This window comes from Pseudomonas sp. NyZ201, from assembly GCF_049860765.1.
Taxonomy (GTDB): domain Bacteria; phylum Pseudomonadota; class Gammaproteobacteria; order Pseudomonadales; family Pseudomonadaceae; genus Aquipseudomonas; species Aquipseudomonas bharatica.
This window is the reverse complement of sequence record NZ_CP187557.1, coordinates 3,353,748-3,374,598: the sequence shown is the minus strand read 5'-3', so window position 1 is coordinate 3,374,598 and position 20,851 is coordinate 3,353,748. Positions and strand designations below refer to the sequence as shown.

Annotated in this window: 20 protein-coding genes; 7 read left to right on the top strand and 13 right to left on the bottom strand. The window is 64.4% G+C overall.

The window, feature by feature from the left end:
* The first annotated feature begins 102 nt into the window (after window positions 1-102).
* Window positions 103-1,469, top strand: a protein-coding gene (locus ACPFMA_RS14950) for an IS3 family transposase (protein WP_425928094.1) whose coding sequence is annotated in 2 segments (ribosomal slippage) — window positions 103-568 and window positions 568-1,469 — 1,368 coding nt in all. Because the reading frame shifts where the segments join, the coding sequence is not laid out codon by codon here.
* A gap of 106 nt (window positions 1,470-1,575) precedes the next feature.
* Here ACPFMA_RS14950 and hbdH read toward each other — a convergent pair.
* The 8 genes from hbdH to ampC form a co-directional block, all read right to left on the bottom strand.
* Entirely contained in the window at window positions 1,576-2,346 is a 771-nt protein-coding gene (hbdH, locus tag ACPFMA_RS14945) for a 3-hydroxybutyrate dehydrogenase (RefSeq protein ID WP_425928093.1), read from the bottom strand.
* A gap of 13 nt (window positions 2,347-2,359) precedes the next feature.
* Window positions 2,360-3,751 (bottom strand): GntP family permease, encoded by a 1,392-nt coding sequence (locus tag ACPFMA_RS14940; RefSeq protein WP_425928092.1) that lies wholly within the window; start codon window positions 3,749-3,751, stop codon window positions 2,360-2,362.
* A gap of 273 nt (window positions 3,752-4,024) precedes the next feature.
* Window positions 4,025-5,419, bottom strand: coding sequence for a sigma-54 interaction domain-containing protein (locus tag ACPFMA_RS14935; RefSeq protein WP_425928091.1), 1,395 nt, complete (start codon window positions 5,417-5,419; stop codon window positions 4,025-4,027).
* A 20-nt stretch (window positions 5,420-5,439) separates the two neighbouring features.
* Entirely contained in the window at window positions 5,440-6,462 is a 1,023-nt protein-coding gene (locus ACPFMA_RS14930; protein WP_420056394.1) for an ABC transporter permease, read from the bottom strand.
* A complete protein-coding gene (locus ACPFMA_RS14925) occupies window positions 6,462-7,514 on the bottom strand; it encodes a microcin C ABC transporter permease YejB (RefSeq protein WP_064304620.1) in 1,053 nt (350 codons plus the stop codon). Before ACPFMA_RS14925 ends, ACPFMA_RS14930 begins: the two co-directional genes overlap by 1 nt.
* Window positions 7,511-9,358 carry an extracellular solute-binding protein gene (locus tag ACPFMA_RS14920; protein ID WP_425928090.1) on the bottom strand — a complete coding sequence of 616 codons (1,848 nt, stop codon included), beginning with the start codon at window positions 9,356-9,358 and terminating at the stop codon, window positions 7,511-7,513. The genes ACPFMA_RS14925 and ACPFMA_RS14920 overlap by 4 nt, the downstream gene beginning before the upstream one ends.
* 6 nt (window positions 9,359-9,364) lie before the next feature.
* Window positions 9,365-9,646, bottom strand: a complete 282-nt coding sequence (locus ACPFMA_RS14915) for a peptidylprolyl isomerase (RefSeq protein WP_064304619.1) — start codon at window positions 9,644-9,646, stop codon at window positions 9,365-9,367.
* A gap of 94 nt (window positions 9,647-9,740) precedes the next feature.
* A complete protein-coding gene (ampC, locus tag ACPFMA_RS14910) occupies window positions 9,741-10,877 on the bottom strand; it encodes a class C beta-lactamase (RefSeq protein ID WP_425928089.1) in 1,137 nt (378 codons plus the stop codon).
* Window positions 10,878-11,006: 129 nt separating this feature from the next.
* Between ampC and ACPFMA_RS14905 the strand changes: the two genes are divergently transcribed.
* The 3 genes from ACPFMA_RS14905 to ACPFMA_RS14895 all read left to right on the top strand — a co-directional run bounded on the left by ACPFMA_RS14905 (window position 11,007) and on the right by ACPFMA_RS14895 (window position 13,146).
* Window positions 11,007-11,324, top strand: a complete 318-nt coding sequence (locus ACPFMA_RS14905; protein WP_009396993.1) for a DUF2388 domain-containing protein — start codon at window positions 11,007-11,009, stop codon at window positions 11,322-11,324.
* An 88-nt stretch (window positions 11,325-11,412) separates the two neighbouring features.
* A complete protein-coding gene (locus tag ACPFMA_RS14900; RefSeq protein ID WP_425928088.1) occupies window positions 11,413-11,859 on the top strand; it encodes an SRPBCC family protein in 447 nt (148 codons plus the stop codon).
* Window positions 11,860-11,943: 84 nt separating this feature from the next.
* Window positions 11,944-13,146 carry an MFS transporter gene (locus tag ACPFMA_RS14895; protein ID WP_425928087.1) on the top strand — a complete coding sequence of 401 codons (1,203 nt, stop codon included), beginning with the start codon at window positions 11,944-11,946 and terminating at the stop codon, window positions 13,144-13,146.
* A gap of 3 nt (window positions 13,147-13,149) precedes the next feature.
* Here ACPFMA_RS14895 and ACPFMA_RS14890 read toward each other — a convergent pair whose 3' ends face one another.
* Window positions 13,150-13,620 (bottom strand): FAD/FMN-containing dehydrogenase, encoded by a 471-nt coding sequence (locus ACPFMA_RS14890; RefSeq protein ID WP_425928086.1) that lies wholly within the window; start codon window positions 13,618-13,620, stop codon window positions 13,150-13,152.
* A 62-nt stretch (window positions 13,621-13,682) separates the two neighbouring features.
* Window positions 13,683-14,471, bottom strand: a complete 789-nt coding sequence (locus tag ACPFMA_RS14885; RefSeq protein WP_425928085.1) for an AraC family transcriptional regulator — start codon at window positions 14,469-14,471, stop codon at window positions 13,683-13,685.
* 92 nt (window positions 14,472-14,563) lie between these two features.
* Between ACPFMA_RS14885 and ACPFMA_RS14880 the strand changes: the two genes are divergently transcribed.
* A complete protein-coding gene (locus tag ACPFMA_RS14880) occupies window positions 14,564-15,526 on the top strand; it encodes a bile acid:sodium symporter family protein (protein WP_064304613.1) in 963 nt (320 codons plus the stop codon).
* Window positions 15,527-15,529: 3 nt separating this feature from the next.
* Here the strand turns inward: ACPFMA_RS14880 and ACPFMA_RS14875 are convergent, their stop codons facing one another.
* From ACPFMA_RS14875 to ACPFMA_RS14865, 3 genes are read right to left on the bottom strand one after another with little or no spacing between them, the layout of a single operon-like run.
* Complete coding sequence (locus ACPFMA_RS14875; protein WP_420056404.1) at window positions 15,530-16,810, bottom strand: hypothetical protein; 1,281 nt, start codon at window positions 16,808-16,810, stop codon at window positions 15,530-15,532.
* Window positions 16,807-18,534, bottom strand: a complete 1,728-nt coding sequence (locus ACPFMA_RS14870) for a hypothetical protein (protein WP_420056405.1) — start codon at window positions 18,532-18,534, stop codon at window positions 16,807-16,809. Before ACPFMA_RS14870 ends, ACPFMA_RS14875 begins: the two co-directional genes overlap by 4 nt.
* Before the next feature lie 37 nt (window positions 18,535-18,571).
* Entirely contained in the window at window positions 18,572-19,051 is a 480-nt protein-coding gene (locus tag ACPFMA_RS14865) for a GNAT family N-acetyltransferase (RefSeq protein WP_279897562.1), read from the bottom strand.
* 192 nt (window positions 19,052-19,243) lie between these two features.
* Between ACPFMA_RS14865 and ACPFMA_RS14860 the strand changes: the two genes are divergently transcribed.
* A complete protein-coding gene (locus tag ACPFMA_RS14860) occupies window positions 19,244-19,867 on the top strand; it encodes a LysE family translocator (RefSeq protein ID WP_009397010.1) in 624 nt (207 codons plus the stop codon).
* Between the two features lie 18 nt (window positions 19,868-19,885).
* Window positions 19,886-20,788: an alpha/beta fold hydrolase gene (locus tag ACPFMA_RS14855; protein WP_425928084.1), complete on the top strand. Its 903-nt coding sequence runs from the start codon at window positions 19,886-19,888 to the stop codon at window positions 20,786-20,788.
* The last annotated feature ends 63 nt before the right edge of the window (window positions 20,789-20,851 follow it).

Sequence of the window (20,851 nt, the reverse complement as noted above, 5' to 3'; positions counted from 1 at the left end):
TATGGTGCTGCTGATGGCTTCATCGCTGGCAAGCCAGCTCCCACAAGGTTCTGAGCTGCGCCCCGGATGTTGGACAAAAAATCCAACATCGGGGTGTTTTGCATGACCAAGTATTCAAAGCAGTTCAAGTTGTCCGCCATCGAAGCCTTCCTCAAGCGAGGCCGAGGTTTCCGTCATGTGGCGAACCAGTTCCAGATAGATCCCACCTTGCTTCGCCGTTGGGTCGTGGCCTATCAGCAACACGGCAGGTCCAGCCTTGAGCGTCGCCATCAGCGCCACAGCGCCGAATTCAAGATTACGGTGCTTCACCGCATGCTAAATGACCGTCTTTCTCAGCGCGCCGCCGCAGCGTTGTTCAACCTAGGTAACTCTAGTCAGCTGGGCAGATGGCTGCGCCAGTATTACAGTGACGGGCTCGCAAACCAGCTTTCTGTAGAAAAGAGTTCAACCCGCACCATGCCCAAGCCTTCCGCCAAGTCCTCCAAGCCTGCAGCCGTGCGTAACGAGGACCTCTCGCCCAAAGAGTTACTAGAGAAAGTTCGCATGCTTGAAGCGGAGAACGCCTACCTAAAAAAGCTCGAGGAGTTAGAGGAGGCGAAGCTCAGGCAGACCCGGGCAGCAAGGAAAAAGCCCAGCTGATTACCGCGCTGCGCCGACAGTTCAGGCTGAAATACCTGCTGATCGCTGCTGGTTTGCCTCGTAGCACTTACTACACCTACTTCGGGGACGAGGGCGCCGAGGATAAGTACGCTCCACTGAAACAGGCGATGCGGGGCATTCAGGAGCACCACAGGGGCCGGTATGGTTATCGTCGTATGACCGCTGCGCTGCGCCAGAAAGGGCACGTGATCAACGGCAAGAAAGTGCGCCGCCTCATGGGCGAGTTGGACCTCAAGTGCACGGTACGACCGAAGAAATACAAGTCGTACAGAGTGCTGATGGACGAAGCATCGCCGAACACCATGAACCGGGAGTTCGCTGCTGATCAGCCGAATCAGAAATGGGTGACAGACGTTACCGAGTTCAAGGTGGCTGGAGAAAAGCTTTATCTGTCGCCAGTTCTGGACTTGTACAACGGGGAGATCGTGGCCTATCAAACGGATACTCGGCCGCGTTACACCCTGGTGGGAACGATGCTTGAACGAGCGCTGGAGAAGCTGCCGACTGACAGTAAGCCGATGCTGCACTCAGATCAGGGATGGCATTATCGCTATCCGGATTACCGCCAGCGCTTGAAAGAAGCGGGCTTGGAACAGAGCATGTCGCGCAAGGGCAACTGCCTGGACAATGCGGCGATGGAAAGCTTTTTCGGCACGCTGAAGTCCGAGTATTTCTACCGCGAGAAATTTGAGAGCATCGAGCAATTACGCGCTGGGATTGATGATTACATCCGCTACTACAACCACGAACGTATCAAGATGAAGCTCGGCGGCCTGAGCCCTGTAGCGTACAGAGCACAAGCCGCATAGCTTTAGACAAAAGTGTCCAACATCCGGGGCGCAGCTCATTCAGCAGCGCCGCGGACACTGTGGGAGCTGGCTTGCCAGCGATGAGGCCATCAGCAACCCAACAAATCTACTGCGCCAGCCACCCCCCATCCACGTTCCACGCCGCTCCGCGCACCTGGCTGCCGGCCTCGCTGCACAGGAACAGCACCAGTTCGCCCAGGTGCTCCGGGGTGACGAACGCCAGTGACGGTTGTTTCTCCGCCAGCAAGTCATGCTGTGCCTGCTGCGGGTCGATGCCTTCGGCGATGCGCGCATCGATCTGCTTCTGCACCAGCGGCGTCAGCACCCAGCCCGGGCAGATGGCGTTGCAGGTCACTCCGCTGGTGGCCGTCTCCAGCCCGACCACCTTGGTCAGGCCGATGACCCCGTGCTTGGCCGCCACATAGGCCGCCTTGCCCACCGAGCCAACCTGGCCATGCACCGAGGCGATATTGATGATCCGCCCCCAGCCACGCTGCTTCATGTCCGGCAGGGCAAGGCGCGTGCAATGGAATACCGCCGACAGGTTCAGGGCGATGATCGCGTCCCAGCGTTCCACGGGAAACGCGTCCACCGGCGCCACGTGCTGGATCCCGGCATTGTTGACGAGAATATCGACCCCGCCGAATTCCTCCTGTGCATGAGCGAACAAGGCCTCGAGCTGGGCTACGTCACCCAGGTCGGCGGGGTGATGGGCAACCTTGCCGCCAAAGCGGCCGATGTCGGCCAGGGCCGCCGCCGGGTCGCCAAAGCCGTTGAGCAGGATATCGGCGCCGGCCTGCGCCAGGACCCGGGCGATGCCCAGGCCGATGCCGCTGGTGGAGCCGGTGATCAGTGCGGTTTTTCCGGATAGCTTCATACAGGTCGGTTCCTCAAACGATGCCGGTGGCATAGAAGGTGGCGATCACGACGAACACCGCCAGGGTCTTGATCAGGGTAATGCCGAAAATGTCCTTGTAGGCCTCGCGGTGGGTCAGGCCGGTGACCGCCAGCAGGGTGATCACCGCGCCGTTGTGCGGCAGGGTGTCCATGCCGCCGCTGGCCATGGCGGCCACGCGATGCAGGACCTCCAGCGGGATATTCGCCGCGTGTGCCGCGCTGATGAAGGTCTCGGACATGGCCGCCAGGGCGATGCTCATGCCGCCCGATGCGGAGCCTGTGATCCCCGCCAGCAGGGTGACGGTGATCGCTTCGTTGACCAGCGGGTTGGGGATGGCGCGCAGCGCGTCGGCCAGTACCAGGAAGCCGGGAAGCGACGCGATCACTGCGCCGAAACCGTATTCCGAAGCGGTGTTCATCGCCGCCAGCAAGGCACCGCCGACGGCGGCCTTGGTGCCGTCGGCCAGGCGGGTCTTGATGGCCTTGAAGCCACTGACCAGCACCAGCAGAATGCCCAGCAGCAACGCCGCTTCCACGGCCCAGATGGCGGTGAGCTTGGCGATATCGGTTTGTACCGGTGCGGTCATGCCCGGCAGCTGCAGGGTGTGGCTTTTCCCGTACCACTCGGGAATCCAGTGGGTGAACAGCAGGTTTATGATGCCTACCAGCAGCAGCGGCGACAGGGCCAGCAGCGGATTGGGCAGCTTCAGGTCGTCGGCGGTTTCCGGCTCGTTGCGCAACTCGGTGCCGTAGCCTTCGCCGGCGCGCAGGGCCTTGTTGCGCTGGCGTTGCAGGTAGAGCATGCCGGCGCAGAAGACGAACAGGGTGCCGATCAGGCCCAGCCAGGGCGCGGCCCACGCGTTGGTATTGAAGAAGGTGCTGGGGATGATGTTCTGGATCTGCGGGGTGCCGGGCAGGGCGTCCATGGTGAACGAGAACGCGCCAAGGGCGATGGTCGCCGGGATCAGGCGCTTGGGGATATTGCTCTGGCGGAACATCTCGGCGGCGAACGGGTAAACCGCGAACACCACGACGAACAGCGACACGCCGCCGTAGGTCAGCAGGGCGCAGACCAGCACGATCACCAGCATCGCCTGGCGGGTGCCGAGCAGGCGAATGGCGGCGGCGACGATGGAGCGGGAGAAGCCCGACAGCTCGATAAGCTTGCCGAATACCGCGCCGAGCAGGAACACCGGGAAATAGAGCTTGATGAAGCCGACCATCTTTTCCATGAACACCCCGGTAAAGGCGGGCGCCACGGCGGACGGATCGGTCAGCAGTACCGCACCGAGGGCGGCGATGGGGGCAAACAGAATGACGCTGTAACCACGGTAGGCAGCCAGCATCAGCAGCGCCAGGGCTGCCAGGGCGATGATCACACTCATCGAGTGTCTCCTTGGTGAATCTTGTTTTTGTTGGAAACAAGGAGATAGCAGGGACTGTGCCAGGTGTTTAACTGGCTGATTTACAAGGGAAAAATCTGTTTATTTGTATTGTTTGGTTGATTTTGTCTCTGAAGTGAGACTGGGAAGGGCCCTGCGTACCCTGTGGGAGCGGGTTCACCCGCGATTGCTATGGTGAATTCACCGACCTGATCGCGGGTAAACCCGCTCCCACAGGGTACTCGGCGCTGTCTCTTTGAAGAGATCAAGATCTCCCTATTGAGACTGAATCCCCAAAGCCACCAGCTTCTTGTACAAGGTCGAGCGCCCCAAGCCCAGCTGCCGCGCCGCTTCCGGTACATTGCCGGCACAGCGCTGCAGTGCATCGCGCAACAGTTGCCGCTCGAACGCCGCGCAAGCCTCGCGATACCCAGGCACCGGCGTCGTCTCCTCGACCGCCCGAGGCATCAAGGTCCCCAACGCCCCGCGAATGTCCTCGACCTCCAACCGCGCCCGGTCCGCCAGCAAGGTCGCCCGTTCCAGCACATTCCGCAGCTCGCGGATATTCCCCGGCCAGGCATGCCGGCCCAGCAGCGCCAGCGCCTTGTCCTCCAGCTCGTGCCGGCTACCGAGTTCTTCCAGGATCGCCTCGGTCAGCGCCGGCAGGTCTTCGATCCGCTCGCGCAGCGCCGGCACCTCGATAGGCAGCACGTTCAGCCGGTAATACAGGTCGGCGCGGAATTCGCCGCGCGCCATGGCCGCCTGCAGGTCCCGGGAGGTGGCGGCGATGACCCGCACATCGCTCTGCAGCATCTGGTTCGACCCCACGGGCTCGTACTCCTTTTCCTGCAGCACCCGCAGCAGCTTGCTTTGCAAGGGCAAGGGCATGTCGCCGATCTCGTCGAGGAACAGCGTGCCGCCCTCGGCCAGTTGCAGCTTGCCGGCGCGGCCCTTGCGCTCGGCGCCGGTAAAGGCACCCGGTGCGGTACCGAAGAACTCGGCTTCGAGCAGGGTTTCCGGGATCGCTGCGCTGTTGATGCTGACGAATGCCTTGTGTGCCCGCGGCGAGGCCGCGTGGATGGCGTGGGCGAGCAGTTCCTTGCCGGTGCCGGTCTCGCCCAGCAGCAGGACCGGCGAATCGCTGCTCGCCGCACGTCGCGCCCGGCGCTTGACCTCGAGGCTGGCGGCACTGGTACCGATGAACTGGGCGAAGCTGTACTTGGCCTGGCGCGCCTTGAGCAACGAGCGGGTCGAGGCCAGTTCCTGCTGCATGCTGGCGTAGCGCTTGAGCAGCGGCGACAGGCTGCGCAGTTCGTCGAACAAGGCAAAGCCGATGGCGCCGATCACTTCGCCACCTGCGTCCTGGATCGGCAAGCGCATCACCACCAGGGGCTCCTTCGGCGTGTCGAGCATGTCCAGCAGGATAGGCCGCCCCTGGCTCACCACCTCGCGCATCAGGCTGCCGGGAATGACCTGTTCGCAAGGCTGGCCGATCGCGGCACTGGCGTCGGCCAGGCCGAAACGCCGGGCATAGCGCTCGTTCATCCAGACGATCCGGGCATCGCGATCGACGATCACCGTGCCTTCGCTGGATTGCTCGATGATCTCGAACAGCGATTTGATCGCCAGGCGGCGCACCCGCTGGTAGTCCTTGAGGCTTTCGTCGTGCATGGTCGTTCCGTGAATAGGGCTCAGGCTCGTGGGTCGAAGGCTTCGCGCAGAGCGTCGCCGACGAACACCAGCAGGGTCAGGATCAGGGCCAGGGCGAAGAATGCGGTGAAGCCCAGCCAGGGCGCCTGCAGGTTCTGCTTGCCCTGGTTGACCAGCTCACCCAGCGAGGCACTGCCGGCAGGCATGCCGAAGCCGAGGAAGTCCAGGGCGGTCAGGGTCGAGATGGCGCCCGTGAGGATAAACGGCAGGTAGGTGAGGGTGGCGTTCATCGCGTTGGGCAGGATATGCCGGATGATCACCAGGCGGTCCGGCAGGCCCATGGCACGGGCAGCCTGGACGTACTCGAGGTTGCGCCCGCGCAGGAACTCGGCGCGCACCACGTCCACCAGTGCCAGCCAGGAAAACAGCGCCATGATTCCCAGCAGCCACCAGAAATCCGGCTCGACGAAGCCGCTGAGGATGATCAGCAGGTAGAGCACCGGCAAGCCGGACCAGACCTCCAGCAGGCGCTGCCCGAGCAGATCGACCCAACCGCCGTGGTAGCCCTGCAGTGCCCCGGCGGTCACGCCGATCAGCGTGGAGATCAGGGTCAGGGCCACGGCGAACAGGATCGACACGCGCGTGCCGTAGATCACCCGGGCCAGCACGTCCCGCGCCTGGTCGTCGGTGCCGAGCCAGTTGCTGGCCGAAGGCGGGCTCGGCGCCGGTACCTGCAGGTCGTAGTTCGGCGTATCGGCGCTGAACGGGATCGGCGGGAACAGCATCCAGCCGCCGTTGCCCTCGATCAGCTGGCGCACGTACTGGCTGCGATAGTCCGGCTGGAAGGGCAACTGGCCGCCGAACTGCTGCTCGGTGTAGCGCTTGAACGCCGGGAAATACAGGCTGCCTTCGTACTTGAGCAGCAGTGGCTTGTCATTGGCGATCAACTCGGCCCCCAGGCTCAGGGTGAGCAGGGCGGCGAACGCCCAGAGCGAGAACCAGCCGCGGCGATTCTTGCGAAAACGTTGCCAGCGACGCTGGGCGATGGGCGACAGGCAGATCATCAGTGCGCCCTCGTGGCGAAGTCGATGCGCGGATCGACCAGGGTGTAGCAGAGGTCGCCGACCAGACGGATCAGCAAACCGAACAGGGTAAAGATGAACAGGGTGCCGAACACCACCGGATAGTCGCGGCTCACCGCCGCGTCATAGCTCATGCGTCCCAGGCCGTCGAGGGAAAAGATCACCTCGATCATCAGCGAGCCGGCAAAGAACACGGTAATCAGCGCCTGTGGCAGCCCGGCCACCACCAGCAGGATGGCGTTGCGGAACACATGGCCGTAGAGCACCCGGCGTTCGGTGAGGCCCTTGGCCTTGGCGGTGATCACGTACTGGCGGGTGATCTCGTTGAGGAAGGCATTCTTGGTCAGCAGGGTCAGGGTGGCGAAACCGCCGATCACCAGGGCACCCACCGGCAGCACCAGGTGCCAGAAATAGTCGGCGACCTTGCCCACCAGGCTCAGTTCGGCGAAGTTCTCCGAAACCAGCCCGCGCACCGGGAACCAGTTCAGCGAGGTGCCACCGGCGAACAGCACGATCAGCAGCAGGGCGAAAAGGAAGGCGGGCAGGGCATAGCCGATCACGATCAGGCTGCTGCTCCAGGCATCGAATGCGCTGCCATGGCGCACGGCCTTGCGGATACCGAGGGGGATCGATACCAGGTAGGTGATCAGGGTCGCCCAGAAGCCAAGGGACAGGGTCACCGGCATCTTGTCGAGGATCAGGTCGGTGACCTTGGCTCCCCGGAAGAAGCTGTTGCCAAAGTCCAGCCGGGCGTAGCTGCAAAGCATCAACCACAAGCGTTCCGGCGCCGACTTGTCGAAGCCGTACTGCTTCTTGATGGTTTCCAGCAAGGCCGGGTCAAGGCCGCGGCTGGCGCGTGAGTCCAGTTGCACCGAGGCGCCGCCCGGTGCGCCGGCGCCAATGCCCTGCAGCCGCGCCACGGCCTGCTCCACCGGCCCGCCAGGAGCGGCCTGGACGATGACGAAGTTGACCAGCAGGATCACCAGCAGCGTCGGGATGACCAGCAGCAGGCGCCGCAGGATATACGCGGTCATGGCTGGCCTCCCGTGCGCTGCGCCATCTGCTCGTTGGTCAGCGCGGTCGGGCTGACTTCCCACCAGGTGTCCAGCGCCGGGTCATTGGCCGCGGCGACCTTCGGCAGGCCGAAGCGGTTCCACCATACGCTGGAGGTACCCGGCGGGTAATAGTTGGGGATCCAGTAGTAGTTCCATTGCAGCACCCGGTCCAGCGCGTGGGCATGGCGCTGCATGCCGGCCTGGGTGTCGGCACGCACCAGGCCGTCGATCAAGCGGTCCACCACCGGGCTCTGCAGGACCATGAAGTTGTTGGAGCCCGGATCCTTGGCCGCGGCAGAGCCGAAATAGCTGTACAGCTCCAGCCCCGGCGAGGGGCTGACCGGATAGCCGGTGACGATCATGTCGTAGTCCCGCGCCATCAGGCGGTTGACGTACTGCGCCGAATCCACGCGGCGGATCTGCATGTCGATGCCGATCTGCGCCAGGGTGCGCTTCCAGGGCAGCAGCAGGCGCTCCATGCCGTTCTGGCCGTTGAGAAAGGTAAAGCTCAGCGGCTCGCCAGCGGCATTCACCAGGCGATCGCCGTCCGGGTGCCAACCGGCCTCGCCCAGCAGCGCCAGGGCCTGCAGTTGCTTGTCGCGGATGATCCCCGAACCGTCGGTACGCGGTGCCTCGAAGACGCGGGTGAACACCTCGTCGGGAACCTGCCCGCGCAGTGGTTCGAGGATCTTCAGTTCCTCGGCATCCGGCAACTCGCGGGCGGCCAGCGGGCTGTTGGCGAAGTAGCTTTGCTGGCGGATGTACAGGTCGCGCATCATCCGCCGGTTGCTCCATTCGAAGTCCCAGAGCAGGGCGATGGCCTGGCGTACGCGGCGGTCCTGGAACATCGGGCGTTGCAGGTTGAACACATAGCCCTGGGCGTTCTGCGGCGCTTCCCTGGCCAGGTGGGCGCGTTGCAGGCGTCCATCGTCCAGGGCCGGCCCGGCGTAGCCGATGGTGTAGCCGGTGGCGGAAAACTCGCGGTTGTAGTCGTAGCCACCACCGCGCAGGACTTGCCGCGCCACGTCGGTATCGCCGAAGTATTCGATGCGCAACTGGTCGAAGTTGTAGCGCCCGCGGTTGACCGGCAGGTCCTTGCCCCACCAGTCGCGGTCGCGCTCGAAGGTGATGCTGCGGCCATTGTCGATCCGCCCGACCTTGTACGGGCCGCTTCCCAGCGGTGCCTCGAAGCCGCCGCCGTTGGCGAAATCGCGACCGCGCCACCAGTGTTCCGGCAGCACCGGCAGCGACGCGAGGTCCAGGGGCAGGGTGCGGTTCTGGCTGGTCTTGAAGTCGAAGCGCACCTGGGTCGGCGACTCGACCACCACATCGGCGACATCGGCGAACTGGGTGCGGTATTTCAGGTTGCCTTCGCGCAGCAGCAGGTCGTAGGTGAAGCGCACGTCTTCGGCACGGATGGGCTTGCCATCGGCGAAACGGGCCTTCGGATCAAGGTAGAAGCGCAGCCACAGGCCATCGTCGGCCCGCTCCATGCGCCGGGCGACCAGGCCGTAGACGGTGTAGGGCTCGTCCAGCGAGCGGACGGCCAGGGGCGAGTACAGCCAGCCGTCGATCTCGCTGACGCCGATGCCCTTGTCGATATACGGCAGGATATGGTCGAACTGGCCGATCTCGATGGCCGAGCGGCGCAGGCTGCCGCCCTTCGGAGCGTCCGGGTTGGTGTACTGGAAATGGCTGAAGTGCTGCGGATAGCGCGGCGCCTCGCCGTAGACGGTAAGGGCGTGGGTGGGGGCGGCCTGGGCGTTGAACCCCAGAAGGGCTGCGAGGCAGCCCCCCAAGGCCAGGATGGCCTTGCCAATCAAGACCGATCAGTCCTGGCGGCTGGTCACTTCCAGCAGGTGGTAGCCGAACTGGGTTTTCACCGGACCCTGCACCACGTTGATCGGGGCGCTGAACACCACGGTATCGAATTCCTTGACCATCTGGCCCGGACCGAAGGAGCCCAGGTCGCCGCCCTGGCGGCTGGACGGGCAGGTGGAGTTGGCTTTGGCGACTTCGGCGAAGTCCGCGCCGGCTTCGATCTGTGCCTTCAGTTCGTTGCACTTGTCTTCGCTGCTGACGAGGATGTGGCGGGCAGTGGCTCGGGCCATGGGGAAGTACTCCTGTTGGGAAAAGCCAGAGCCTACCGGAATTGCTGTGCGAATTCTCCTGCAAATCTGCAAGCCAAGGCGCAAGCCCTTAGGTCTACCGCTGCTCATCCAGCAACTCGAACAACCGCCAGGCCAGTTTCACCCGCTCCCCGTTCGGATAATTGCGGTTGGCCAGCAACACCACTGCGCGTTGCTGCTCCGGCACGAACGCCACATAGGCGCCAAAACCGTTGGTGGCCCCGGTCTTGTTCACCCAGGCTTTCGACTGTGGTGCCAACGGTGGATTGATCGCGTTTACGGGGCTGCCGGCCAGCGCATAGCGGTTGTCATTGCCATCGAGCAAGGTCTGCAACGCGAGGGGGTAATCGTAATGTTCCCAGATCAGCTCCTGGGTCATCGCGCCGCGTTTGTAGTAGCCGCGGCGGGTGTCGTCCAGCGCCTGCTTCAGCGGCGCGGCCAGTTGCACCCGGCCAAGATGGGCCTCGACGTAGCGCAGCATGTCGCGGCTGCTGCTTTTGACGCCGTAGGCTTCGTCGGCCAGCACCCCGGGGTTGACCCGCACGGGAGCGTCATTCTTGTCATATCCGCGGGCATAGAGCGCCTGCTGACTGGCCGGGACCTGCACGTAGGTGTGTTCGAGGCCGAGCTCCGGCAGCAGTTGCTCCTGCATGGCGCTGACGAACGAGGTGCCCAGTTGCCGTGCGGTGATCACTCCGAGCATGCCGATCCCCGGGTTGGCATAGGCACGCCAGCCATCCGCTGCATGCTCGGGTTGCCAGTGCCTGAGCCAGTCGAACAACTGCGCCTGGTTGGAGATTCCGTCCGGTAGTTGCAGGGGCATGCCGCCGTTGCTGTGGGTGGCCAGGTTGATCAGGCTCAGCCTGCCGAACGCAGTGCCCGCCAGCTCCGGCAGGTATTCGGCGGCGCTGGCGTGTAGCGACAGGCGCTTGTCGATCTGCGCCCGGGCGGCGAGGGTGGCGGTGAAGGTCTTGCTGATCGAGCCCAGCTCGAACAGGGTGTCGCGGCTGACCGCTTGTCCCGTGGCCTTGTCGGCCACGCCGAACTCGTAGAAGTACTGTTTTCCATGGTCGCTGATGGCGATCGCCAGGCCGGCAACGCCGTTGTCGCGCATGACGCGTTCGGCGGCACTGCGCACCTGGCTGTCGAAGGCAGGGTCTGCCACGGCAAGCAGCGGGCAGGTACATAGCAGGAGGAGGGTGGGGAAGCGCATTGACGAAGGGTCCACGGCGGAAAAACCGCCACCCTAGCAGAACCCGCTAGGGAACTCCGACCCGGGGAAATGAATCCTAGACTGGGTAATACCTGACAATTCCGTTCAGGTAGACCGGAGGACTTCGTCATGCGGCGTATTTTGCTCGTATCTTCATTGTTGCTTTGCCTGCCTGTTGGTTCGGCGCTGGCCCGCGTGGACGCAGGTGATGTCGCCACCTCGGCCGGCGTCTCGGCCTCGCTGTATTCCACCTTCAAGGACGACAAGCGCATCATCCCGGCCCGGGACGAGGCGTCCAGCTTCGTGGCCAGCGGTGGCGCGATCCGCGGCGCCTACCTGGAAGCCGTGTTGCAGCGTGTACGCCAGGAAAACCCTGGCCTGCAGGCCAGCGATGAAGAGCTGGCGCAGGCGATCCTGGTCAGCGACCGCTTCGAAAGCGAGCGCTGACAGGGCCGGTGCAGGCCACGGCTGGACGTTGTCGCGGGGCTGGGCTTCACTGATAGCCTCGTCCGGATAAACCACAAGGATAGCGTCCATGAGCAACAATGCCGTGCGCCTGCACCGTGTCTTCAAGGCCCCCGTCGAGCGGGTCTACCGTGCTTTCCTCGATGCCGACGCCATGGCCAAGTGGCTACCGCCCCATGGCTTCACCTGCAAGGTCGATCATCTCGATGCGCGGGTCGGCGGCACCTACAAAATGTCGTTCAGCAATTTTTCCAGCGGCCAGCGCCACGCCTTCGGCGGCGAATACCAAGAATTGCTGGTGAACGAACGCATCCGCTATACCGATCGCTTCGACGATCCCGGCCTGCCGGGGGAAATCACCGTCACCATCACCTTCAACAGCGTCTCGTGCGGCACCGAGGTGAATATCGTCCAGGCAGGCTTGCCTGATCTCATCCCCCTGGAAAGCTGCTACCTGGGCTGGCAGGAATCTCTGAACCAGTTGGCCAATCTGGTCGAGCCGGAAATTCCGGGTTGATGAAAGCGGCCCGAAAAACAGGGTCGCGTTAATATTTTGTTACTGTTTTAATGAGTGGATCCAATTAGCAGTGGATTGCCAGTCATGTCCGATGCCTGCCCGGCCGCTGTTTCAGGCCAGACCCAAACCGCTTCCCCGCGCCGCCGCGCCCTGCTGGCGGCGTGCGGTGCCCATGCGGTCAACGATGGCCTGACCGACCTGATCTATGTCCTGCTGCCGATCTGGCAAACCCAGTTCGGGCTCAGCTACGCGCAGATCGGCCTGATGCGCGGCGCGTACTCCGCAACCATGGCCGGCTTTCAATTACTCGCCAGCCGCGCAGCCAGGCGCTTCGGACGGCGGGCCCTGCTCATCGGCGGCACTGCCCTGGTGGGCATCGCCTATCTGCTGGCCGGCCAGGCTGGCGGGCTGGCAGCCTTGCTGGCGGCGCTGGTGCTGGGTGGCCTCGGTGCCAGCACCCAGCATCCGCTGGCCTCTTCGCTGGTTACCGACACCCATGCGCCGGGGCGCCAGGTGAAGCAGGCGCTATCGCATTACAACTTCGCCGGTGACATCGGCAAGACCTTGGTTCCGGCATTGGTCGGTGTGTCGCTGACAGTGATGAGCTGGCGCCTCAGCGTAACCCTGGCCGGTGTGCTGGGCCTGTTGGCCGCGCTGGGCATGTACCTGCTGATACCCCGTCATATCGACCCGTCCGCCACCACTGCCGGCAAGGCCGGGATCGGGGAGGGCAAGGGCTCGCCGGGCGGCCTTCGCGCCCTGCTGGCGACCGGGTTTCTCGACAGTGCGGTGCGCATGGGTTTCCTCACCTTCCTGCCATTCCTGCTCAGCGACAAGGGCGCCGGTACCGCCGGTATCGGCCTGGCCCTGACGCTGCTGTTTATCGGCGGCGCTTTCGGCAAGCTGATCTGCGGCTACCTGGGTGCACGGGTCGGGCTGTTGAAAACCGTGTGGTTCAGCGAGTCGTTGACCGCTGCACTGATCGTCGCTGCGGTGTACCTGCCGTTGAATGCCTTGATGATCCTGCTGCCGCTGCTGGGGTTGGTCCTGAACGGCACCTCGTCGGTGCTCTACGGTGTGGTTCCGGAACTGGCTGCGCCGGGGCAGCGCGAGCAGGCCTTTGCCCTGTTCTATACCGGGACCATCGGTGGCGGGGCACTGGCGCCCATCGTTTTCGGGCGCCTGGGGGATCTTGGCGGGATGCCGCTGGCCTTGATGGTACTGGCGGCGACCCTGCTGCTGACCTTGCCGCTGACCTGGTTCGTGGACCGCGGCCTGGAGGCGTGAAGCTCAGCCTTGCGGCAGCTCGGCAAGAGCCTTGCCCAGGGCCTCGGCATCGCTGAACGAACGCTTCGACACCAGCTTGCCGTCTTCCAGTTGCAGCCATTGCACCTGGCCTGCGGGCACTGCGTACTGCGGAACCACCTGGCCTTCGCGATCGAGCACCACGCGGTAGCTGTAGTCGCGCATCTTCGGTATGGCGAAAAGCTTGCCGATCAGCGCTGGCATGCCCTGGATATCGGCGACGAACACCGTGTGGCGCGCTTCCAGCCAGCCCTTGGGCCGGTCGGCCAGCGCGGCCTTGACCAGCTTCGCGCCGTCCATGTCGCTGGCGGCCAGCAACACCCGGGTGCTGGCGTCGAGGGTGAACGCCTGGTCATGCTGGTCGTTCAGGGTGAAGGGCGCAAGGCGCTCGCCGACTTGCGCGGCGTGGGCCATGAGGGGCAAAAGGCCCAGAAGCAGTACGCAGGCAGCTTTCAAAGGTCGATTCCTTGTTGTAGTGACGGGAAAATCGCTGCGCCAGCATAGCAAGCGCTTCTCATTCAGGCCTGCGTCATGCTGCCGCCCCGGGCCAGTTCGCCGGGAGACAAGCCGAACAGCCTGGCGAATGCCGCACTGAATGCCGACAGCGATTCATAGCCGCAGGCCAGCGCCACGTCGGTAACCCGTTCGCCGCGCTCCAGTGCCGGCAGGGCGCTGACCAGGCGCATGCGCTGGCGCCAGGTCCGGAAGGTCATCCCGGTTTCCTTGAGAAACAGTCGGCTGAAGGTCTTTTCGCTGACGCCAGCCTTGCGGCTGGCCTCGCCCAGCCGGATATCCGCCCAAGGCCGTGCCGTGGCCTGGCCGCACAGGGCGCGCAAGCGCGGGTCGCGGGGCTGGGGCAGGACCAGGTCAAGCTGTTCGGCCAGGCACAGGCGGTCCAGCAGGACCTGCGCCAGGCGTCCATCGGCGGCCTCCTGGTCGTACTCGACCGGCAACTCGCCGAATGCGCGGATCAGCTCGCGCAGCAACGGATCGACGGCGATCACCCGGCACTCCTGGCCCGGCCATGGCGACTGCGCCGCATCGATATAGAGGCTGCGGATGCAGGCATCGGCCGTGCTTTCGACACGATGCATCGAACCGGGCGGAATCCACACCGCGCGGTGCGGCGGCACCACCAGCCGGGCGTTATCGGTATGCACCTGCAATACGCCGTGCAGGGCATGGGAAAGCTGGCCCCAGGCATGCCGATGCCGGTAGTCCAGGGCAATGTTCGGCAAGCTGTCGCGCTGCCCGTAGAGCGGGCGGGGCAGGTTGGCGAGTTCATTCAAGTGCACGATGTTGTCCATTCGACGACATTACCGGGTTTCTGGCGTTAGCCGGAACGTGGCGAACACCCTATCGTCTTGCGCACCTCACAACAACCCGTGGAAAACACCCGATGAAACACCTGCGGTTGCTCTTCGACAACTTCACCCTGGCCTTGCTCGCGGTGATCGCCATCGCTACCTGGCTGCCGGCCTCCGGTAACGCAGCGGCAGTCTTCGAAACCCTGACCCATCTGGCTATCGGCCTGCTGTTCTTCCTGCACGGCGCCAAGCTCTCGCGCGAGGCGGTGCTCGCCGGGGCGGGACATTGGCGCCTGCACCTGCTGGTGTTCGCCTGCACCTTCGTCATGTTCCCGTTGTTCGGGCTGTTGTTGAAGCCGCTGATCCTGCCGTTGGTGGGCGATGCCCTGTACCTCGGCGTGCTGTATCTGTGCGCATTGCCGGCCACGGTGCAGTCGGCGATCGCCTTTACTTCGCTGGCCCGGGGCAACGTGCCGGCGGCGATTTGCAGTGCGGCGGCCTCGAGCCTGCTGGGCATCGTGCTGACGCCCCTGCTGGTGATGCTGCTGATGGGGGTGGAGGGCGATAGCGGCTCTAACCTGCAGGCGGTGTGGGCGATCATCCTGCAACTGCTGGTGCCCTTCGTGGCAGGGCAACTGGCCCGTCCGTGGCTCGGTGCCTGGGTGGCGCGCAATAGCGGCTGGCTGAAGTCGGTGGACCAGGGTTCGATCCTGCTGGTGGTCTATACCGCCTTCAGCGATGCGGTGGTCAGCGGGCTATGGCGATCGGTGCCACCCTCGAAGCTGCTCGGCCTGGCCCTGGTCTGCTGCCTGCTGCTCGCCCTGGTGCTGTGGTCTACCCGCAGCCTGGGGCGCTGGCTCGGGTTCAGCCTGGAAGACCGCATCACCCTCCTGTTTGCCGGCTCGAAGAAAAGCATGGCCACCGGCGTACCGATGGCGCAGCTGCTGTTCGCCGGTGGCGCAGTGGGGACGCTGATCCTGCCGCTGATGCTGTTCCACCAGATCCAGCTGATGGTGTGCGCGGTACTGGCGCAGCGCTATGCGGTGCGGGAGTGACACTCAGAGTTCGAGGATCACTTCGTCATACAGCGCGTCCGCTGCCAGCCTGTGGGTGTCATGCAGGTCGGAGTCCTTGGCCAGTTCGTTGAGCAGCGGCACCCGCGGCACTTCGGTGTTGGCGCCTGCGCTTTTGCCGCCGTATTGGCCGGGCAGGGTGGACAGCACGCTGGTCAGGCGCCCGGCAGTTTGCGCTTCACCTTTCTTGCTGAAGCCGTTCCACAGCGTCTTCGGCGTAGCATTGAGGCTGCCATGGTGGCCGACCTTGTACAGGTCGACCGACTTCAGCAGTTCAGCGATCTCCGGCTGGTTGAGGGCATAGCGCCAGTTCTCGATCTGCGCGTCGCCGGGAAACAGCAGTTTCTTGCCGCCGGCCTCGAACAGCAGGATCAGGCTGGTGTTGTTCATCGCCTTGTCCAGCGCGGTGACGATGGACAACCACTGCGCACCCCTGGCCTCACGCACCCTTCCGGCAATCCAGCGGGCACTCTGCGGCAACTTGCTACCGCGTATCCCGGGGGCGTCGGGGAAGGGCGAGGCCGCGCTGCCAGCGCTGCTCTTGCGGGCGAACAGCAAGGGTGCGCGCAGCCAGTACTCCGGATCGGTGCGTCGTTCCCGGCGGACCTCGGCGCTTTGCTCCACGGTGGGCGGGCCGAGTACCCGCGTGCGAATTCCCGGCAACACATCGCTCAGCGGGTCGTCGCTGCCGAAATGGGCGTAGACCGCCCGGGCACCCGGGCGGGTGCCCATGGCGATCAGGTTGTTCACCGCGCCCTTGTTGGCGATGTTGTTCTCGCCAAGAAAGCCCAGGCGCCGGTTCAGCTCCGGCGCCAGTCCCTTGGGCCCGGTATCCAGCCGCGCTTTCAACCGGCGCGCCACCTCGTTCATCCCGGCCAGGGCCTGGGCATGGCCTGCGGCCAGCGGGGCAGTGGCGTTTTCGGCCAGGTCCGGCTGTTCCGTCCAGGGTTGCAGCACCACATCGGGGTTCAACCGGGCAATGATGCTGCCGGGGCCGTTGCCCTTCTTGAGCGGGTCGAACCCGCTGATATGGTCGGCATGCCGGTGCGTGGCGACCAGGGCGTCGAGCTTGCCGGCGCACTTGTCCGCGATGTCGTTGGCGATACGCAGCATTTGCGTGGCCTTGTCGACACCGGCGGGCATGCCGACGGTGCCGAAGTCGATCAACAGATGGCGGCGAGTGTCGTCCGGGTAGACGAAGCGCAGCAGGAAGCAGTCGCCGAAACCGACCTGGTAGGCGAACAGGTGCAGGCGGATCGGGCTCATGGACGGGTCTCCGAGGGCACTTGCATGGCCCGGGCGCGGTGGATACGGGTGAGGTCGGCGGCGGAGCCGGGCTCCACGGCATCGCTGCCCGGTCCGTACAGCCATTCCAGGCGACGTACCTGCCAGCGGGCGTCGGTCAGCGGACGCTGGATGCAGTACTTGATCCGCCCGTACTGGTCGAAGATCAAGGTGCCGGCACCATACACGGTGAATGGCGTGGTGGATTTCAGCCACTCGGGACGCGGCTCCTTGAACACCGAGGTGAACTCGGCGCCGAACAGGTTGATCCGGCTGGTGAACTCGCAAACGGTCTCGCGCAGGATGAAGCCGTCCGGTCCGAAACGCAGGCTGGGGCGCACCGAGACCACTTCGGTGTAGGCGCGCTCGTCGATCTGCAGTACTTCGCGGTTTTCCCAGAGAAACCGAAACACTTCCTCGGAATCGCGCAGCATCGAGTCGAAATGGCTGTTCTGATAGCGCACCTTGTCGTTGTCGGCGAACGTCAGCCAGCAGCCATCCGGGTCGGTGCGTCCGGCAGGGGGCTGGATGCCATAGGCGGCGAAGGTGTCGCGGATGATCTGTCGGTAGCTGAAACGCGAATCGTCCGGTGCCACTTGCGTATCGACCGTCAGCAGCGCGGCGAGATAGTCGCCGAACTCCAGGTCCAGTGGCGGTGAATAGTCGAGGGCGCGGATGGCGATGGTCAGCAACTGGTCCGCGGCCTTGGCGCCCTCGTCGATGACCGCGTCGAGGTTGTACAGGTTGTCGCCGAAGGTGCCGAGGTCCTGGCAGCGCGCCACCCACAGTTCCAGCATGCAGCGCAGCATGGCGGCGGAAAAGATTTCGCCGCGGGCGTGAGGCTCGTCGTACTCGGCACTCTCCAGCCAGGCGGTGGAAGGACGTAGTTGCACCGAGCGGCGCAGCGGGTTGGCGCGCAGTCCGCTGACGGCCTGGCCGAACTGTTCGCCAAGGCCGAACAGCAGGGTATCGGCCAGCGCATCGATCTGCAGCGAAGCGCCATCGACCAGGCGGACACTGCCCTGGCGCTGGATCGGCAGGCCGCGGTGGCAGGTCAGGGCGAACTCGACCACCTCGCGCAGGGAGAACACCGAAAGTAGCGCGATCACATCGGCGAAGCCCTCATGGAAAGCCGCCTGGTCCGGGCCCGAGGCACGCATGAAGCCGGCGCGCAGGCCGTCGAGAATGGCGTGGGTGGTCTCGTGGGCGACGATGTCGTGGGACAGGCAGGTGAACACCCAGTCCTGCTGGTCATCCTGGAAGTAACCGAAGAGCAGGGCGCGGTCTTCACGGGAATAGAAGGCGTTGGCCTCGACGAAGGCATGGGGCACCACATGCAGCTGATGGCCGTCGAAGCCCCAGGCCACGCGTCGCCCCAGGGCCAGCTCGAAGCGCGCCAGGGTGCGCATGATCACCGCATAGACCTGCTGGCAATGGAAATCCGGACGCCCGAGCAGGCTGGCATCCGGCGGATCGAAGGGATCGATCGCCTTGTCGTCCGGTGCCTGTTGGTAGTGATGCGGCAGGTACAGGCGATTGGCGTCGGCATCGAAATCGACCACCTTGACCCGGTAGCCGGTGGGGCCGTCGGCCAGCCGTTCCAGGGGCACGGAAACCCGGGCGAACAGCGGCTGCCCGGGCGCGCGTTGCACCGCCGGGTCCTGGGCGAGGATGGTAAAGGTCTGGGTATTAGCTTTCACGGCCATGTGTGGTTATCCCGGGCAGTCCCTTGTGGTCGCGCCATCAGCCCCTGGCGAAGGCGCGCAGGGTTTCGCCGTCCATGCGGTAGCGTACCCATTCGTCCTGGGGCTCGGCGCCGATGGATTTGTAGAAGTCGATGGCGGGTTGGTTCCAGTCCAGCACGCTCCACTCGAAGCGGCCGCAGTCATTGTCGCAGGCCAGTCGCGCCAGGTGCCGCAGGAGCAATTTGCCTGCGCCCGTGCCACGGGCTTCCGGCGTGACGTAGAGGTCTTCCAGGTACAGGCCGTTTTGCCCCAGCCAGGTCGAGTAGCTGAAGAAATACACCGCGAAGCCGATCGCCTGGCCGTCGCGTTCGCAGATCAGCGCCCTGGCGCTGCTGTCGGCGGCGAACAGGCTGCGCTGGATGTGCTCGACGGTGGCGACCACCTCATGGCGGGCACGTTCGTAGTCGGCAAGTTCGGTGATGAAGGCGAGGATCTGGGCAGCGTCTTCGGGGCGGGCAGGGCGGATGTTCAGAGGCATGGAGAAGTCCCGTAGGAAAAGGGTGGCGACATCGTAGTCCAGAACAACCGCGTTGTAGAGGCTGCCCGCAGCCCGGAAGTCCATGCAGGCGCTTAACACTGTGGTGTACCTGATTAATTCTCCCTGGCTGTACCGGTCTGCGTTCGCCCGTGCACTGTAGGGTGGATCCCACAACAACCAGGATCGACCGCCATGCTGCTCACCTCCCTGAACCTGCTGTCAGCCTTCGTGCTGTTCGCTTTCGTTTCGTCCATCACACCCGGCCCGAACAACACCATGCTGATGGCTTCCGGGGTGAACTTCGGCGTGCGTCGCAGCGTCCCGCATGCGCTGGGTGTGAGCATCGGTTTCATGGTCATGGTGATGGCGGTGGGGTTGGGCCTGGGCGAAGTGTTCAAGGTCTATCCGGTGATCTATACGGTGCTGCGCTATGTCGGGGCGGCCTACTTGCTGTACCTGGCCTGGAAGATCGCCACGTCCGGTCCGATGTCGGCGGCCTCGCCGCAAAGCCGCAAGCCCCTGGGCTTCTTCGGTGCGGCCGCGTTCCAGTGGGTCAACCCCAAGGCCTGGGTGATGGCGGTCGGCGCGATCACCACCTATACGCCGGCCCAGGGTTACCTGGTCAATGTCATCGTCATCGCCCTGGTGTTCTGCCTGGTCAACCTGCCGTCGGTGTGTGTCTGGGTCATGTTCGGCAGCGCCTTGCGGCGGTTCTTGCAGGATCCCCGCCGGCTTCGGCTGTTTAACCTGCTGATGGCGACACTGCTGGTGCTTTCGCTGTATCCGCTGGTGTTTGTAGAATCGGGTTTTTCCTGAATCCCGCTGCGAGCCCCGATGGAACTGATCCCCTGGGCGCATGATTGCGCCGAACGCTTCACCCTGCGCGGCTGGCGTTCGCCGGCCAGCGGCAAGCCGCTGCTGCATTTCATCCATGGCAACGGCTTCTGCTGCCTGGCCTACCAGCCACTGCTGGAGTTGCTGGCGGTGCATTTCGACCTGTGGCTGAGCGACGTGCAGGGCCATGGCGACAGCGATCACGGCGGGCCCTTCGTGGGCTGGAACCGCAGTGCCGAACTGGCGCTGGAAGCCTTCGATGCCGGACGCGGGGAGTATGGGGACGTGCCTTGTTTCGCCGTTGGCCATAGCTTCGGCGGGGTGCTGACCGGGCTCATGCTGGAACTGCAACCGCGGCTGTTCCAGCGTGCCGTGCTGCTCGATCCGGTGGTGTTCAGCCGCTCGATGATCGGCGTGATGGGGGTGGCCAGCTGGTTCGGCATGCATCGTCGCCATGGCCTGGCACGCAAGGCCGCGACCCGCCGCAGCTATTGGCCCGATCGCCAGGCGGCGCATGATTCGCTGCAAGGCCGCGGTATCTTCAAGGGCTGGAGCGAAGCGGCTTTGCAGGCGTATGTCACCCATGCCATCGGCGAGTGCGGTGCGGGCGTGGTGCTGCGCTGTCGACCGAGCCGCGAAGTGGAAATCTTCAGTTCCTTTCCGAAACGCATGTGGGCGTCGCTGTCTCGTGTGCAGACCCCGACCCTGGTGCTGCATGGCGAGCAGACCTACCCCTTCGTCCCGCTGTCCCTGGCGCGCTGGGCCCGCCTTAACCCGAACGTGGTGCCGCAAAAGGTCGCTGGCGGGCACTGCTTCATGCAGGAGGACCCTCACGAAAGCGCCCACCGCGTCGAAGCCTGGCTGTTGCAGGCCGCTGCGGAGCCGCAGTTCAAAAGGGCTTGATCGTTCCATCAGTGGAACAGTGAAAGCGCTTTTTGCCCTCTACCGCCGCTTTGTTTGCATGGG

Coding starts and splice junctions, on each gene's coding strand:
- hbdH (WP_425928093.1), bottom strand. CDS start 2,346: ATGAAGCTATCCGGAAAAACCGCACTGATCACCGGCTCCACCAGCGGC.
- ACPFMA_RS14940 (WP_425928092.1), bottom strand. CDS start 3,751: ATGAGTGTGATCATCGCCCTGGCAGCCCTGGCGCTGCTGATGCTGGCT.
- ACPFMA_RS14935 (WP_425928091.1), bottom strand. CDS start 5,419: ATGCACGACGAAAGCCTCAAGGACTACCAGCGGGTGCGCCGCCTGGCG.
- ACPFMA_RS14930 (WP_420056394.1), bottom strand. CDS start 6,462: ATGATCTGCCTGTCGCCCATCGCCCAGCGTCGCTGGCAACGTTTTCGC.
- ACPFMA_RS14925 (WP_064304620.1), bottom strand. CDS start 7,514: ATGACCGCGTATATCCTGCGGCGCCTGCTGCTGGTCATCCCGACGCTG.
- ACPFMA_RS14915 (WP_064304619.1), bottom strand. CDS start 9,646: ATGGCCCGAGCCACTGCCCGCCACATCCTCGTCAGCAGCGAAGACAAG.
- ampC (WP_425928089.1), bottom strand. CDS start 10,877: ATGCGCTTCCCCACCCTCCTCCTGCTATGTACCTGCCCGCTGCTTGCC.
- ACPFMA_RS14905 (WP_009396993.1), top strand. CDS start 11,007: ATGCGGCGTATTTTGCTCGTATCTTCATTGTTGCTTTGCCTGCCTGTT.
- ACPFMA_RS14900 (WP_425928088.1), top strand. CDS start 11,413: ATGAGCAACAATGCCGTGCGCCTGCACCGTGTCTTCAAGGCCCCCGTC.
- ACPFMA_RS14895 (WP_425928087.1), top strand. CDS start 11,944: ATGTCCGATGCCTGCCCGGCCGCTGTTTCAGGCCAGACCCAAACCGCT.
- ACPFMA_RS14885 (WP_425928085.1), bottom strand. CDS start 14,471: ATGGACAACATCGTGCACTTGAATGAACTCGCCAACCTGCCCCGCCCG.
- ACPFMA_RS14880 (WP_064304613.1), top strand. CDS start 14,564: ATGAAACACCTGCGGTTGCTCTTCGACAACTTCACCCTGGCCTTGCTC.
- ACPFMA_RS14875 (WP_420056404.1), bottom strand. CDS start 16,810: ATGAGCCCGATCCGCCTGCACCTGTTCGCCTACCAGGTCGGTTTCGGC.
- ACPFMA_RS14870 (WP_420056405.1), bottom strand. CDS start 18,534: ATGGCCGTGAAAGCTAATACCCAGACCTTTACCATCCTCGCCCAGGAC.
- ACPFMA_RS14865 (WP_279897562.1), bottom strand. CDS start 19,051: ATGCCTCTGAACATCCGCCCTGCCCGCCCCGAAGACGCTGCCCAGATC.
- ACPFMA_RS14860 (WP_009397010.1), top strand. CDS start 19,244: ATGCTGCTCACCTCCCTGAACCTGCTGTCAGCCTTCGTGCTGTTCGCT.
- ACPFMA_RS14855 (WP_425928084.1), top strand. CDS start 19,886: ATGGAACTGATCCCCTGGGCGCATGATTGCGCCGAACGCTTCACCCTG.